Source organism: Yokenella regensburgei (genome assembly GCF_003634235.1).
GTDB lineage: Bacteria > Pseudomonadota > Gammaproteobacteria > Enterobacterales > Enterobacteriaceae > Yokenella > Yokenella regensburgei.
This window is the reverse complement of record NZ_RBIZ01000008.1, coordinates 1-15488: the sequence shown is the minus strand read 5'-3', so window position 1 is coordinate 15488 and position 15488 is coordinate 1. Positions and strand designations below refer to the sequence as shown.

General features: G+C 52.7%; 15 protein-coding genes. 8 read left to right on the top strand and 7 right to left on the bottom strand.

What is annotated here, in order from left to right:
- The first annotated feature begins 163 nt into the window (after positions 1-163).
- The 4 genes from glnA (at position 164) to C7387_RS22935 (ending at position 4460) form a co-directional block, all read left to right on the top strand.
- The gene (gene glnA, locus C7387_RS21590) at positions 164-1573 is read left to right on the top strand and encodes a glutamate--ammonia ligase (protein ID WP_006818005.1); all 1410 of its coding nucleotides are present in this window, start codon (positions 164-166) and stop codon (positions 1571-1573) included.
- A gap of 194 nt (positions 1574-1767) precedes the next feature.
- The gene (gene glnL / locus C7387_RS21585; protein ID WP_038253439.1) at positions 1768-2817 is read left to right on the top strand and encodes a nitrogen regulation protein NR(II); all 1050 of its coding nucleotides are present in this window, start codon (positions 1768-1770) and stop codon (positions 2815-2817) included.
- Positions 2818-2830: 13 nt separating this feature from the next.
- A complete protein-coding gene (gene glnG / locus C7387_RS21580) occupies positions 2831-4240 on the top strand; it encodes a nitrogen regulation protein NR(I) (protein ID WP_006818007.1) in 1410 nt (469 codons plus the stop codon).
- 109 nt (positions 4241-4349) lie between these two features.
- A complete protein-coding gene (locus C7387_RS22935; protein ID WP_087943245.1) occupies positions 4350-4460 on the top strand; it encodes a YshB family small membrane protein in 111 nt (36 codons plus the stop codon).
- An 80-nt stretch (positions 4461-4540) separates the two neighbouring features.
- Here the strand turns inward: C7387_RS22935 and hemN are convergent, their stop codons facing one another.
- Both hemN and yihI read right to left on the bottom strand, forming a co-directional pair.
- On the bottom strand, positions 4541-5914 hold the full coding sequence (gene hemN, locus C7387_RS21575; protein ID WP_120817474.1) for an oxygen-independent coproporphyrinogen III oxidase: 1374 nt from the start codon (positions 5912-5914) through the stop codon (positions 4541-4543).
- A gap of 188 nt (positions 5915-6102) precedes the next feature.
- A complete protein-coding gene (gene yihI, locus C7387_RS21570; protein ID WP_006818011.1) occupies positions 6103-6612 on the bottom strand; it encodes a Der GTPase-activating protein YihI in 510 nt (169 codons plus the stop codon).
- 581 nt (positions 6613-7193) lie between these two features.
- Here yihI and yihA point away from each other — a divergent pair.
- Positions 7194-7823: a ribosome biogenesis GTP-binding protein YihA/YsxC gene (gene yihA / locus C7387_RS21560; RefSeq protein ID WP_120817473.1), complete on the top strand. Its 630-nt coding sequence runs from the start codon at positions 7194-7196 to the stop codon at positions 7821-7823.
- 83 nt (positions 7824-7906) lie between these two features.
- Here the strand turns inward: yihA and spfP are convergent, their stop codons facing one another.
- Positions 7907-7954 (bottom strand): small protein SpfP, encoded by a 48-nt coding sequence (gene spfP / locus C7387_RS23435; RefSeq protein WP_071892919.1) that lies wholly within the window; start codon positions 7952-7954, stop codon positions 7907-7909.
- 165 nt (positions 7955-8119) lie between these two features.
- A complete protein-coding gene (gene polA / locus C7387_RS21555) occupies positions 8120-10906 on the bottom strand; it encodes a DNA polymerase I (RefSeq protein ID WP_120817472.1) in 2787 nt (928 codons plus the stop codon).
- A 396-nt stretch (positions 10907-11302) separates the two neighbouring features.
- Between polA and C7387_RS21550 the strand changes: the two genes are divergently transcribed.
- Positions 11303-12211 (top strand): acyltransferase, encoded by a 909-nt coding sequence (locus C7387_RS21550; protein ID WP_038253442.1) that lies wholly within the window; start codon positions 11303-11305, stop codon positions 12209-12211.
- 12 nt (positions 12212-12223) lie between these two features.
- Here the strand turns inward: C7387_RS21550 and dsbA are convergent, their stop codons facing one another.
- The 3 genes from dsbA to C7387_RS21535 all read right to left on the bottom strand — a co-directional run bounded on the left by dsbA (position 12224) and on the right by C7387_RS21535 (position 14205).
- On the bottom strand, positions 12224-12847 hold the full coding sequence (gene dsbA / locus C7387_RS21545) for a thiol:disulfide interchange protein DsbA (RefSeq protein WP_006818017.1): 624 nt from the start codon (positions 12845-12847) through the stop codon (positions 12224-12226).
- Positions 12848-12873: 26 nt separating this feature from the next.
- Entirely contained in the window at positions 12874-13860 is a 987-nt protein-coding gene (locus C7387_RS21540) for a serine/threonine protein kinase (protein ID WP_038253444.1), read from the bottom strand.
- Positions 13861-13935: 75 nt separating this feature from the next.
- On the bottom strand, positions 13936-14205 hold the full coding sequence (locus tag C7387_RS21535; protein WP_006818019.1) for a YihD family protein: 270 nt from the start codon (positions 14203-14205) through the stop codon (positions 13936-13938).
- A 69-nt stretch (positions 14206-14274) separates the two neighbouring features.
- Between C7387_RS21535 and mobA the strand changes: the two genes are divergently transcribed.
- Both mobA and mobB read left to right on the top strand, forming a co-directional pair.
- Positions 14275-14859 (top strand): molybdenum cofactor guanylyltransferase MobA, encoded by a 585-nt coding sequence (gene mobA / locus C7387_RS21530; protein WP_166791154.1) that lies wholly within the window; start codon positions 14275-14277, stop codon positions 14857-14859.
- Positions 14856-15365 (top strand): molybdopterin-guanine dinucleotide biosynthesis protein MobB, encoded by a 510-nt coding sequence (gene mobB / locus C7387_RS21525; RefSeq protein ID WP_006818021.1) that lies wholly within the window; start codon positions 14856-14858, stop codon positions 15363-15365. Before mobA ends, mobB begins: the two co-directional genes overlap by 4 nt.
- The last annotated feature ends 123 nt before the right edge of the window (positions 15366-15488 follow it).

Genomic DNA, 15488 nt, shown 5'->3' with positions numbered 1-15488 from the left:
TGCAGCCCTTTTGCACTGTGGTGCGCATGATACAGCGTTTTGGGGGGCATTTAAAAGTTGGCACAGTTTTCGCTTTAATAAATTTACGGCAACAACGCCATCAGAAGCAGTGTTATGTAGTTCGTTACCACGACGACAATGACCAATCCGGGAGAGTTTAAGTATGTCCGCTGAACACGTTTTGACGATGCTGAACGAGCATGAAGTGAAGTTTGTTGATCTGCGCTTCACCGATACCAAAGGTAAAGAACAGCACGTCACCATTCCTGCTCATCAGGTAAATGCTGAATTCTTCGAAGAAGGCAAAATGTTTGACGGCTCCTCGATTGGCGGCTGGAAAGGCATTAACGAATCAGACATGGTGCTGATGCCGGACCATACCACTGCGCTTATTGACCCGTTCTTTGAAGAACCGACGCTGATCATTCGCTGCGACATCCTCGAGCCAGGCACCCTGCAGGGCTACGATCGCGACCCGCGCTCTATCGCTAAACGCGCTGAAGAGTACCTGCGTTCTACCGGCATCGCGGATACCGTGCTGTTCGGGCCAGAGCCAGAATTCTTCCTGTTTGACGACATCCGCTTCGGGGCTTCTATCTCCGGTTCCCACGTTGCCATCGACGATATCGAAGGTGCATGGAACTCTTCCACCAAATATGAAGGTGGTAACAAAGGTCACCGTCCAGGCGTGAAAGGCGGTTACTTCCCGGTTCCTCCGGTCGATTCCTCTCAGGACATCCGTTCTACCATGTGCCTTATCATGGAAGAAATGGGCCTGGTGGTTGAAGCACATCACCACGAAGTGGCGACTGCTGGCCAGAACGAAATCGCTACCCGCTTCAACACCATGACCAAAAAAGCGGACGAAATTCAGATCTACAAATACGTCGTGCACAACGTGGCGCACCGTTTCGGTAAAACTGCGACCTTCATGCCAAAACCGATGTTCGGTGATAACGGTTCCGGTATGCACTGCCACATGTCTCTGTCCAAGAACGGTACCAACCTGTTCTCTGGCGACAAATACGCTGGCCTGTCTGAAATGGCGCTGCATTACATCGGCGGTGTTATCAAACACGCAAAAGCCATCAACGCCCTGTCTAACCCGACCACAAACTCCTACAAGCGTCTGGTCCCGGGTTATGAAGCGCCGGTTATGCTGGCCTACTCAGCTCGTAACCGCTCTGCCTCTATCCGTATCCCGGTGGTTGCAAGCCCGAAAGCACGTCGTATCGAAGTGCGCTTCCCTGACCCGGCGGCTAACCCGTACCTGTGCTTCGCAGCACTGCTGATGGCTGGCCTCGACGGTATTAAGAACAAAATCCATCCGGGCGAAGCCATGGATAAAAACCTGTACGACCTGCCGCCGGAAGAAGCGAAAGAGATCCCACAGGTTGCAGGCTCTCTGGAAGAAGCACTGAACGAACTGAACGCCGACCGCGAGTTCCTGACCGCAGGTGGTGTGTTCACCGACGAAGCTATCGATGCTTACATCGCGCTGCGTCTGGAAGAAAACGACCGCGTTCGCATGACGCCGCACCCGGTTGAGTTTGAACTGTATTACAGCGTTTAAGTTGTCGTAATACTCCGCGAATGCGCTGCCACCATCGGAGACAGCGCAGTAAACGGAGGTTGTAAGTTGCCGTGGAAACTTTAGCCCATCCCAGGATGGGCTTTTTTCTCCACCAACAATCTGATCTCACGCGCTTTTCGCCGACAAGAAGCTATAATGCACTAAATTGGTGCATTCAACTGGAGGACTGCTGGATGGCAACAGGCATGCTGCCCGATGCTGGGCAGATCCTTAACTCTCTGATTAACAGTATCTTGCTGGTCGATGACGACCTCGCGGTGCATTACGCGAACCCGGCGGCACAACAGCTGCTGGCACAAAGCTCGCGCAAACTCTTTGGCACCCCGCTTCCCGAACTGTTGAGCTATTTTTCGCTGAATATCGGCCTGATGCATGAAAGCCTGGCCGGTGGACAAGGCTTCACCGATAACGAAGTCACGCTGGTGATTGACGGCCGATCGCATGTACTGTCACTGACCGCACAGCGGCTGCCTGACGGCATGATCTTGCTTGAGCTGTCGCCGATGGATAACCAGCGACGCCTGAGCCAGGAGCAATTGCAGCACGCACAGCAGGTCGCGGCACGTGACCTGGTTCGCGGCCTGGCTCATGAAATTAAAAACCCGCTGGGCGGCCTGCGCGGTGCCGCACAGCTGCTGAGCAAAGCATTGCCCGACCCATCGCTCCTGGAATACACCAAAATGATTATCGAACAGGCCGATCGCCTGCGTAATCTGGTAGACAGACTGCTCGGGCCGCAGCTCCCCGGCATGCATGTGACCGAGAGTATTCACAAAGTTGCCGAGCGCGTGTTTAACCTGGTATCGATGGAGCTGCCGGATAACGTTCGTCTGATCCGCGATTATGACCCCAGCCTGCCGGAGCTGCCGCACGATCCTGACCAGATTGAGCAGGTGCTGCTGAACATCGTGCGCAATGCACTGCAGGCGCTGGGCCCGGAGGGTGGCGAGATAATTTTGCGCACCCGCACAGCATTCCAGCTCACGCTGCACGGCGTTCGCTACCGCCTGACGGCACGTATCGATGTAGAAGATAACGGGCCGGGCATTCCGCCACATCTGCAAGACACGCTGTTTTACCCGATGGTCAGCGGGCGCGAAGGTGGTACCGGTCTTGGCTTGTCGATAGCGCGTAATTTAATTGATCAACACTCCGGCAAAATTGAATTTACCAGTTGGCCGGGTCATACCGAGTTTTCGGTTTACCTGCCAATCAGGAAATAGAGGGGTTTAGTGTATGCAACGAGGGATAGCCTGGATTGTTGATGACGATAGCTCAATCCGCTGGGTACTGGAACGCGCGCTTGCTGGCGCAGGGCTGACCTGCACCGCTTTTGAGAGCGGTGCCGAGGTGCTGGAAGCCCTGACGACCAAAACCCCGGACGTGCTGTTGTCAGATATCCGTATGCCGGGAATGGACGGCCTGGCGCTGCTGAAGCAGATTAAACAGCGCCATCCGATGCTTCCGGTCATCATAATGACCGCCCACTCCGATCTGGATGCTGCCGTCAGCGCCTACCAGCAGGGGGCATTCGATTACCTGCCAAAACCCTTTGATATTGATGAGGCGGTAGCGCTGGTTGAACGCGCTATCAGCCATTATCAGGAACAACAACAGCCGCGCAATGCACCGGTATTTGGCCCGACAACCGACATCATCGGTGAAGCGCCGGCGATGCAGGATGTATTTCGTATTATTGGCCGCTTGTCGCGTTCATCGATAAGCGTACTTATCAACGGTGAATCCGGTACTGGTAAAGAGCTGGTCGCACATGCGCTGCATCGCCATAGCCCACGCGCCTCCTCCCCCTTTATCGCCCTGAACATGGCGGCAATTCCGAAGGATCTTATCGAATCGGAACTGTTTGGTCATGAGAAAGGCGCGTTCACCGGCGCCAATACGGTGCGTCAGGGGCGCTTCGAGCAGGCCGACGGCGGCACGCTGTTCCTGGATGAAATCGGCGATATGCCGCTTGATGTGCAAACCCGACTGCTGCGTGTTCTTGCCGACGGACAGTTCTATCGCGTTGGTGGCTATGCGCCGGTGAAGGTGGATGTGCGCATCATTGCCGCCACCCACCAGAATCTGGAACTGCGCGTTCGGGAAGGTAAATTCCGTGAGGATTTATTCCACCGTCTGAACGTCATTCGCGTCCACCTGCCGCCGCTGCGCGAGCGCCGGGAAGACATTCCTCGTCTGGCCCGCCACTTCCTGCAGGATGCCGCCCGCGAGCTGGGCGTTGAAGCCAAACAGCTGCACCCGGAAACCGAAGCCGCGCTCACGCGTCTTGCCTGGCCTGGGAACGTACGCCAGTTGGAGAACACCTGCCGCTGGCTGACCGTGATGGCCGCAGGCCAGGAGGTCCTGATTCAGGATTTACCGGGCGAACTGTTTGAGTCGACCGTACCGGAAACTACCGCACATGCCCTCTCGGACAGCTGGGCTACGCTGCTGGCACAGTGGGCCGATCGCGCGCTGCGTTCCGGTCATCAAAATCTGCTTTCCGAAGCGCAGCCGGAGATGGAGCGCACGCTCTTAACGACGGCGTTACGCCACACGCAGGGACACAAACAGGAAGCGGCAAGGCTGCTGGGCTGGGGGCGTAATACCCTGACCCGCAAGCTGAAAGAACTGGGAATGGAGTAAGCGGCGCAGTAAATGTAAAAAAGGACGGTTTAGCGCAAAGAGCGGTTATATAGTCCTTTACTGTTCCGATGAGTTAAGTATGATTTTTGCGCGAACGCAGGGGGTTATCATGCTTGATTCACTTATCACCACCATCTCGAGTGGTGCTGTCGACAGCACCACACCGCATACGGCCATTGCCGCCGTACTGTGCGCAGCACTCTTTGGGCTTTTTAGCTAAACGAGACGCCTGATGGCACTACTGCTTATCAGGCCTGCAGTTGGCAGGCACGATAAGCGGTAGCGCCACCGGCAGCGCAGTTAAATCACTCGCGAGAACTGCTGCATCCGCGCTTTCTGGCGCAGGTAGGCATCAAAACACATACAGATATTACGAATCAGCAGGCGTCCCTTCGGCGTCACCTGAATTGCTTTCTCGCTCACATCCACCAGCCCATCTTTCGCCAGCGGTGCCAGCAGCTTCATATCTTCGTCAAAATAGTCGCTAAAGATCAGATCCCACTGCGCTTCCACGGCGCTAAAGTCGAGGCGGAAGTTACAGATAAGCGCTTTGATAACGTCACGACGAATGCAGTCGTCGCGGGTTAATGCGATACCACGCCACAGCGCATTACCGTGTTCATCAACCTGCTGATAGTAGTGCTTGAGCTCTTTCTGGTTCTGCGCATAACAGTCCCCCATCATGCTGATTGCAGAAACACCAAGACCCAGCAGATCGCTGTCGCCCTGAGTGGTATAGCCCTGGAAGTTACGATGCAGGACACCGTTGCGCTGTGCGACCGCCAGTTCGTCATCCGGACGGGCAAAGTGATCCATCCCGATGAACTGGTAACCGCTGTCGGTGAGTGAGGTGATGGTTTCCTGCAGAATATCCAGCTTCTGCTGTGCAGAAGGCAGATCGGCATCTTTAATTTTGCGCTGCGCGGCAAACAGGGTCGGTAAATGGGCGTAGTTGAAGACGCTCAGGCGATCCGGGTTCAGCTCTGCGACCCGGCTCAGGGTAAACGCAAAACTTTCCGGCGTCTGTTTCGGCAAACCATAAATCAGGTCAATATTGGTTGAAGTAAAGCCAATATCACGCGCATGGTTCAGCAGCGCAAAAATGAAGTCTTCATCCTGCTCGCGGTTCACCAGGCGCTGCACTTCTTTATTGAAGTCCTGTACGCCCATGCTCAGGCGGTTGAAACCCTCCACACGCAGGTGATCGAGCACATCAAGCTCAATCTCACGCGGGTCGACCTCAATCGAAATTTCGGCGTCAGCATTAAAGCTGAAGTTGCCACGCAGCAGCGCCATCAGGCGACTAATTTGAGCTTTATTCAGATAGGTTGGCGTACCGCCGCCCCAGTGCAGCTGACTGACATGGCGTCCGGCAAACAACGGTGCGCGATGGAGGATCTCTTGCTCCAGCGCGTCGAGATACTGATCGGCTTTATGCTGCTGGCGGGTAACAATTTTATTGCAGCCGCAGAAGTAACACAGCTTATGGCAGAACGGAATGTGGACGTACAGCGACAGCGGTCTTTCGGGATAACGCGCAACCGCGTGTAAGAAATCCGCTTCACCGAAGTTCTCGTTAAACTCCAGCGCGGTCGGGTATGACGTATAACGTGGCCCGGAATAGTTGTATTTCTGGATCAGGGCCAGATCCCAGTCGATTAACTGCTCAGACATGCTCACTCCTTCCGATGATATCGCTGGCGGCGACGGCGAACCGGCAGACCCGTACTGCGGGTCAATAACCGGTTGCGCAGCCAGTTTCTGCGCCGCGACAACCGTCGTAGTTTAACGAATAACCACGCCAGATAACATATAACCGGAAGGGTTATAAGCAGGACGGTAAAACCGACCGGGTGCAAACGTTAGTTTCCGCCTTTCAGCAGACGCATCATGTCTTCCTTGCCTTCTTCTTCCTCTTCTTCGTCATCATCGTAAGAGAGGCCGAGCTGCTGCATCAGTTCATCAATACGGTCCAGTTTGGCGTCAACCCAGGACTGCTCTTCAGCATTCAGGGTACCGCCCTCTTCCAGACGTTCCAGCAGCGCATCCAGGCGCTCATCCGTTTCCAGCATTTCAAGCTCAGCCTGCGGTGAAAGCATAGGTTTCTCACTCTTCGGTTTGTGCTGTTTAATCACTGGTGCATCGGTAACGCCCAGTGCGATGGGTTTTTTGCTGCCAATACGAGGATCTTTTTGCTGCTGTTTACCCTGACCACCGGCCTCAGCGCTACCACTTGCACGGCTACCAGCCACGTGGCCACGATGCTTTTTCTGGCGCTTGCGGTCGCGGGCTTCCTGGTTTAACTCTTCACGCGATTTACGACGTGCTTTAGCGGGGGATTTGCCGCGCGGTGCTGCTGTTGGTTTTTTCATGATCGGGTGTCTTTATGCTGTTTTCTTCAGTATAGAATTGAGGCGGAATCTAGCAGAATCCGGACAAAGAAAAAAGGCGACAGAGTAATCTGCCGCCTTTTTCTTGACTCACCACCCATACGGGCTCCACATTCCATGTTTGCTGACAACTGCCCTGTCTATCCTTTAGCTGGAACACTCCTGTGTTGGTTCCCTTTCCCTTTTACAACGTCTCCGAACGTTTCGTCATCCTGACAAATCCTTAGTCTTCGCCTCCTGGCGCTCCTGACCCTCGTCCTGAGTCGTATTCCCGCGGGCATCCTCGCCTTCGTTCGCTACTTTACCGTTTTACGCTCTGTAGACAAGGGACAAAACGCGGAAAAACGTACTTTCAGACTTTTTCTTATCTGTAATATACTGATTTTTAAGAACTCAGTGATTTTATCGCCTGCGATTTCTCTGATATGTCGCATAATCTCTGTGGCAGATATCTTACAAAGCACAGGGTTATTACTTACGGTATCTCTTGCCCGGAAAAACAGCGTTTTTTCTCGGTTCAGGTATAATCCCCGCCATGACACGATTTAAACGGAGAAACCGTTTTGACTAACCTGAATTATTCACTGACGCACTTTGTCACCAGCGCGCCAGATATTCGCCATTTACCGGCGGATACCGGGATTGAAGTGGCTTTTGCTGGCCGCTCTAACGCGGGTAAATCCAGCGCCCTGAATACGCTGACTAACCAGAAGAGCCTGGCCCGTACCTCCAAAACGCCTGGACGTACCCAGCTCATCAACCTTTTCGAAACCGCAGAAGGTAAACGCTTAGTGGATTTGCCGGGCTACGGCTACGCGCAGGTTCCGGAAGAGATGAAAATCAAATGGCAGCGTGCGCTGGGTGAATACCTGGAAAAACGTATCTGCCTGAAAGGCCTGGTGGTGCTGATGGATATCCGCCATCCGCTGAAGGACCTCGATCAGCAGATGATCAAGTGGGCCGTCGACAGCAATATTCCGGTGCTGGTTCTGTTGACCAAAGCGGATAAGCTGGCCAGCGGCGCACGTAAAGCGCAGCTCAATATGGTTCGCGAAGCGGCTCTGGCCTTTAATGGCGATGTGCAGGTTGAAGCATTTTCTTCGCTGAAGAAAATGGGCGTTGATAAGCTCAAGCAAAAGCTGGATACCTGGTACAGCGAGATCCCACCGGCAGAGCTGCCGGAAGAAGCCTAATCAAAAGCGCGGCATCGTCCGCGCTTTTTCTTTCGCGCAATAAAAAACGCCCCAGTCATTACTGACTGGGGCGGCTAAAATATTCAGCCAAATCCGATTACGTGAAGTAAAAGGTCTGAAAGATAGAACATCTTACCTCTGTACCCTACGCGAACAACTCTACTCTTTTTTTTGAGTGGTACAAAGCACTTTTTGTAGTTTTTTTTCACTCTTTACATAGCGAATTCCGATGATCATCACAATTCGCTATAAGTTATGTTGCTAACTTACAAAAAAGCACTCCCGGTTTTGGCTAATTAATGCGCCTGATCCCAGTTGTCTCCACTGCCGACTTCCACCAGCAGAGGCACGTCCAGCGTGGTGCTGTTTTCCATCAGTTCATGGATTTTCTTCGACACCGCGTCCAGATCGTCTTTATGCACTTCAAACACCAGTTCATCGTGTACCTGCATGATCATGCGCACTCGCGGCTGTTCCGTTCGCAGCCAGGCATCCACCGCGATCATCGCACGTTTGATGATATCAGCAGCCGTCCCCTGCATCGGGGCGTTGATCGCAGCACGCTCAGCGCCCGCACGACGTGCGGCATTGCTGGATTTGATGTCCGGAAGATACAGTCGGCGACCATCGAGCGTTTCAACATAGCCATTATCTTTTGCCTGCGCGCGAGTACGTTCCATATAGTCCAGTACGCCAGGATAGCGCTCAAAATAGAGATCCATGTACTTCTGCGACTCTTTACGCGGAATATTGAGCTGGCGGGAGAGCCCGAACGCACTCATACCGTAAATCAGGCCAAAGTTAATCGCCTTCGCGCTGCGACGCTGTTCGCTGGTGACGTTCTCAAGCGGCAGCCCAAATACTTCGGCGGCGGTAGCCCGGTGGATATCTTTACCCTCGGCAAAAGCATTCAGCAGGCCTTTATCACGCGACAGATGCGCCATGATGCGCAGTTCGATCTGTGAGTAGTCGGCAGATACAATCAGATAATCTTCCGGCGCGATAAACGCCTGACGAATACGGCGTCCTTCCTCATTACGTACAGGAATGTTTTGCAGGTTCGGATCGGTTGAAGACAGACGTCCCGTGGCAGTCACCGCCTGGTGATAGGAGGTATGCACACGCCCGGTTTTCGGGTTAATCATCAGCGGCAGTTTGTCGGTGTAGGTCGACTTAAGCTTGGCAAGCCCACGATACTCGAGGATAACCTTCGGCAGCGGGTAATCCAGCGCCAGCTCTTCCAGCACCTCTTCCGAGGTGGACGGCGCGCCGCCCGGGGTTTTCTTCAGCGGCTTAATACCCTGTTTTTCAAACAGAATGGTTTGCAGCTGCTTCGGCGAAGAGAGGTTAAACTCTTCTCCGGCGATCTCATAGGCCTTCTGCTCCAGTTCAACCAGACGCTTGGCAATTTCCTGCGAGTGCGCATGCAGTACCGCGGGGTCAATTTTTACGCCGTTGCGCTCAACGCGCGACAGTACAGGCACCAGCGGCATTTCAATCTCGTTGAAAATTCGCAGTGGACCCTCGTGCTTCTGTAGCGTCGGCCACATCTTCAGATGCAGCTGCAAAGTGACGTCAGCATCTTCCGCCGCATAGCGCCCGGCCTGCTCAAGGTCAATCTGGTTAAAAGTCAGTTGGTTCTTCCCTTTGCCGGCAATCTCTTCAAAGGTGATAGTTTTATGCTTAAGCCAGCGGTCAGAGAGGCTGTCCATGTCGTGACGGCCAGCTACGCTATCCAGCGTGTAGGATTCGAGCATCGTGTCGAAGGCAATGCCACGTAGCTCAATGCCATAATTCTGCAGAATACCGCGATCGTATTTCAGGTTCTGGCCGACCTTCAGGCGTTTTTCATCTTCCAGCAGCGGTTTTAACAGCTCCAGCACACGTTCACGGGAGATTTGATCCGGGGCGTCGAGATAATCGTGTGCCACCGGGACATATGCCGCCACGCCGGGTTCGATAGCAAAAGAGAGCCCGACCATATTGGCGCTGATGTTATCGAGGCTGTCGGTCTCTGTATCAAACGCAAACAGCGGCGCTGTTTCCAGCTTCTTGATCCACGACTTCAGCGTTTCTTCATCCAGAATGGTGACGTAGTTTTCGGCAGAGAGCGTCGCAGCAGGTGTTTCGGGCTCTTCGTCAATAACGACGGTTTCTACCGGCTTAGCCGCCGGTTTAGCGCCTTTCGCCTGCATCCATTTACCGGCTTCAAGATCGGTTATCCAGCGCTTAAATTCGTACTTCCTGAAAAGCCCCAGCAGCTCGTCTGCCGCCGGAGCCTGAACCTCCAGCTGATCGCAGGTGAGCTCCAGCTCAACGTCTGTTTTGATCGTGGCGAGCTTATAAGAGAGATAAGCGAGGTCTTTGCTTTGCTCAAGCTTCGCGGCCATGGTTTTAGCACCGCGGAAGGTCAGACCGGCGATTTTCTCGGGTTCGGCATACAGCGTATCAAGGCCACCCAACCCTTGCAGCAGCGCCTGGGCGGTTTTCTCACCAACGCCCGGCACACCAGGGATGTTATCGGAGGAGTCACCCATCAGCGCGAGGAAATCGATAATCAGCTCCGGCGGTACACCGTACTTTGTCACTACCTCGTCAGGCCCGAGGATAGTATTGGTCATGGTATTAATCAGCGTAATACCTGGCGTCACCAGCTGAGCCATGTCTTTATCACCGGTACTGATAAGCACCGGACGGCCCGCCTTCTCGGCTTCTCGCGCCAGGGTACCGATAACATCGTCCGCTTCTACGCCAGAGACCGCCATCAAGGGTAAGCCCATCGCTTTCACCATCGCGTGCAGTGGTTCAATTTGTGCACGCAGATCGTCCGGCATCGGCGGACGGTGCGATTTGTAATCCTCAAACAGTTCGTCACGGAAGGTTTTTCCCTTCGCATCAAACACCACGGCAGCATGTGAAGGCTGGTATTGCAGGATCAGGCTGCGGAGCATATTCAGCACGCCATACATCGCGCCGGTCGGCTCGCCCGCGCCGTTGGTCAGCGGGGGAAACGCATGATACGCCCGATAGAGATAAGAGGAGCCATCAACAAGAATGAGGGGGTTTTCTGGGATCTGAACCATAATTTCCGTGCCTGTTTATCAGATTATGAGTAAAGGATGCCACAGACCGACATAAAACATGAGTTTTTCGCGATATTTGCGGCGAAAGATTTGCGGATCCAGAAGATCGCTCGCAAATCCATTCTGTGGATAACTTTGTGCATAGAATTGTTATGACTAATAAAACCATAGTCACAACGTCACGGAGTAAACAATTATTTCATTTATTTCAATACATTATAACTAAACTGTTTCGTATTAGAACTAAGTGGGGACAAATTGTTCCATGTGGATATAAGTATTGTTTATTTTTCTGCTCTGGTAAGAGCCGTTATTTGGTGTCTTTTCTGATAAAATCAGCACCTTATGCCGATTTTCAGCGCACTTTGTGTGGCTAACTACCTGAAATATAGAATTATGTCGAGATTGCTCGCTCCTGTAACGCTGCTTCTGAGCGTTCTTTTAACCATCCTGGTCACTGTGGCGTGTTCCGTGCCCATTATTATTGCCGGGATCATTAAGCTGATACTGCCCATTCCGGCAGTCTGGCGCGCAGTCTCTGTTTTCTGCAACTTCATGATGTACTGCTGGTGCGAAGGCCTTGCTGCGCTGCTGTATCTCAACCCGTGGCTGAAATGGGACATTGAGGGGCTGGAAGGGCTCAGCAAAAAGAACTGGTACCTGCTGATTTGTAACCATCACAGCTGGGCCGATATTGTGGTGCTGTGCGTACTGTTCCGTAAACACATCCCGATGAATAAGTATTTCCTCAAGCAGCAACTGGCCTGGGTACCGTTTATCGGCCTCGCCTGCTGGGCGCTGGATATGCCATTCATGCGCCGTTATTCGCGTAGCTATCTTATCCGCCACCCGGAACGCCGTGGTAAAGATGTGGAAACCACGCGCCGTTCCTGCGAAAAGTTTCGTGCTCATCCTTCGACCATTGTGAATTTTGTCGAAGGCTCGCGTTTTACCCCAGAGAAAAAAGCCGAAACGCGCTCGCCCTATAAGAACCTGCTGCCGCCGAAGGCCGCCGGCATTGCGATGGCGTTAAACGTGCTGGGTTCACAGTTTGATAAAATGCTCAACGTGACGCTATGCTACCCGGAAAACGACAAAACACCGTTCTACGATATGCTGAGCGGCAAACTGACCCGCATTGTGGTGCGAATTAACCTGGTGCCAATTACGGAAGAGTTGCACGGGGATTATGTGAACGATAAAAACTTTAAGCGCCGTTTCCAGCTGTGGCTGAACACCTTATGGAATGATAAAGATGTTCAGATTGAAGATATTAAGTCTGAATACAACAACGCCGGTCAGTGACCGGCGTTTTTTTTATTTCATTTCAACAAGCTGTTTCACGGTATCAGCATACTGCTGGACAAAAATGTCCATGCTGCTGGTATCCATCCCCTGCGGGTTCAGCTGATATTTGCCGTTGACGAACATCGCCGGAACGCCCTGCAGCTGCAGGTCAGCGGCTGCTTTTTCCTGCTGAGCAACCAGAGATTTCACCACGAAGCTGTTCCAGGCTGAGTCATACTCATCACCCTTCACCCCAGCATCAACGAAGACTTTACGAATATCGGCAACGTTCTGGACGGTCTGCGTTTTCTGTACTGCTTCAAACATTGGAGTAGTCACTTTATCTTCTACGCCCAGTGCCATAGCGACAGCCCACGCCTGAGTCAGCTCTTTACCCAATGGGCCGAGGAACTCAACGTGATATTTCGTCATTTTGGTGCCTTCCGGCAGTTTTTTCTTCACGGTATCGGAAACATGCAGAACTTCTTCAAACTGATAGCAATGCGGGCAGTAGAATGAGAAGAACTCCAGTACCTGAGGCTCACCAGCAACCGGTTTATCGAGGGTCGTGTACTGCTTGCCGTCGGTAATCTGCGCAGCCTGGGCGCTGAATGCCAGAACCATACCGGCCAGCGCCAGCCAAATCTTATTCATGATGACTCTCTCCTGAAATTTTCAAATTAGTACATTGGCGTTAATTGAAGAGGGGGTTCCTGTAGAACCTTCACCTGCTCGAGAAAAGTTGCGGTTTGTCCGCGCCAGTAATCCTCCCCGGTTAACCACGGGAAGTTTTTTGGAAACGCCGGATCCTCCCAGCGTCTTAGTAGCCATGCAAGATAATAGACTAATCGCATGGCGCGTAAAGGTTCAATCAGGGTGAGTTCATCCGAATTGAAGGCGCTAAACTCTTCATACGCTTCAATAATCACCTCCAGCTGCATGCGCCGTTCGGCTTTATCGCCATTGAGCAGCATCCAGAGATCCTGAATGGCAGGCCCGGTACGAGCATCATCGAGATCGACAAACAGTGGTCCGTCTCGCCAGAGGATGTTGCCAGCATGACAGTCACCGTGCAGGCGCAGCGTATTAAAACGACCATGCCACTGACCCATCACCGCGTCGATGAGTTTATCGGTCGCGCTCAGGAAATCAGCCTTCAGGCCAGATGGGATCAGAGTTGCGGTTTCAAACAGCTCGCGAGGCTCTATCAGATACTCTTTCACGCCGATTTCCGGGCGGGCCACAAAGGGCTTTTTTCGGCCCGTCTGGTGCAGACGACCAAGATAACGAGCGACCCACTCCATTTGATCGAGATTATCGGCTTCAAATTGACGCCCACCCAGGCTCGGGAATACGGCGTAATAAAAACCCTGATGGGTAAGGAGCGTTTGATTGTCAAAAATAAGCGGGGCAGCGACCGGAACCTCATCCTGCACTAACTCAAGAGCAAACTGATGTTCCTCGAGGATTTGCGCAGCCGACCAGCGCTCCGGGCGATAAAACTTCACCACATAGCGGTGACGATCTTCGTCCTGAAACTGGTAAACACGGTTCTCGTAGCTGTTTAACGGCGTAAGACCGGAATCCACCCGGATCCCCTGCTCAAACAGAGCATCCATAATGGTATCCGGGTGTAGTGTCTGGAATGTGAAAGCCTTGTCGTTCATCCTGACTTCCAATAATGATACGAATGGTTCAGGATATCATTTCACAGCAATTTCGGTGGCGCTGCTTACAAGGTTTTACTCTTTAATAACACCACGCGCACGCAGCAATGCGGTTTTAAAATCATCTTCATAGTCTTTCTGAATGCCTGGGATCGCTGCATCTTTGCTGGAATCGCGCATTTTCAGGTGATAGATCAGAATGTCATCGGATAAATCAGCCAGTTCTCCGTCGTAACCTGACTCCTGCGCCAGTTTCTGTAAAAATTGCATCAGGTTCAACTCTGGCTCTTTCTGCCAGGCGGGCTGGAGGAGTTCAATAACTTCGTTCAGACGTTTACATTTCATGGTAGTGCTCCTTACTCTTGATAGAGACACGTTAACAGGGTCAAACCCACAATAAAAGAGGCGATATTGGTGAATGTTATGAGTCCTGTGACGGGCGTAATTCTTGCAGGTGGCAGAGCCACCCGCATGGGGGGGAGCGATAAAGGTTTACTGGAACTTAACGGGAAGCCTCTCTGGCGCCATGTCGCCGAGATACTAACTCCTCAGGTGAACAATATCGCCATCAGCGCTAACCGTAACCTGTCCATATATCGTCACAGTGGCGTACCGGTTATCGAGGATTCTCTGGAAGATTACCCTGGGCCGCTTGCCGGGATGGTCGCTGTCATGCAGCACATCGAATCTCCATGGTTTCTTTTCTGCCCCTGTGATACGCCATTTATCCCTGCCGATCTGCTGGCACGTTTACAGTATGAACAGCGAGATGCCCCCGTCGTGTGGGTCAACGACGGTGAGCGCGATCACCCCACAATTGCCCTGGTTCACCGACAGGTTTTGCCGGCAATGGAAGAGTATCTGGTACGTGGCGAGCGTAGGGTCATGGTTTTCATGCGAAGTGTTGGAGGACACAGCGTGGACTGTAGTGATATCAAATCTGCGTTTATTAACGTCAACACCCCTGAATGTCTTGCGAAAAGACAGGTGGCCAAATGATCCCACTTCTCGCCATCGCCGCCTGGAGCGGTACAGGGAAAACAACGCTCCTCAAAAAACTGATACCCGCACTCTGCGCAGCCGGTATTCGCCCGGGATTAATCAAACATACTCATCACGATATGGATGTCGATAAACCCGGCAAAGACAGCTATGAATTGCGTAAAGCCGGAGCGGCCCAGACAATTGTCGCCAGCTCGCAACGTTGGGCATTAATGACAGAAACTCCCGAGGAGCCTGAGATCGATCTCTCTTATCTGGTCAACCGAATGGATGCATCGTTACTGGATCTGGTTCTGGTTGAAGGGTTTAAACATGAGCCGGTGGCAAAGATGATGCTCTTCCGGGAAGGTAGTGGTCATACCCAAGATGAACTGGTGCTTGATGAGCACGTTATTGCTATTGCCAGCAATATTCCTCTGGACGTTGAGGTTCCGGTACTGGATTTGAATGATCTGGATGCCATTGTTGCGTTCATTCTGGCATGGCTGAAGGCTAAGAATTAAGGGCTTAGGCCCTTTTTTGGTTTTATGGCGGACAAAAACGCAAAAAGGCCATCCTTCCGGATGGCCTCTTCACGCAATTGATGCCTGGCAGTGTCCTACTCTCACATGGGGAGACCCCACACT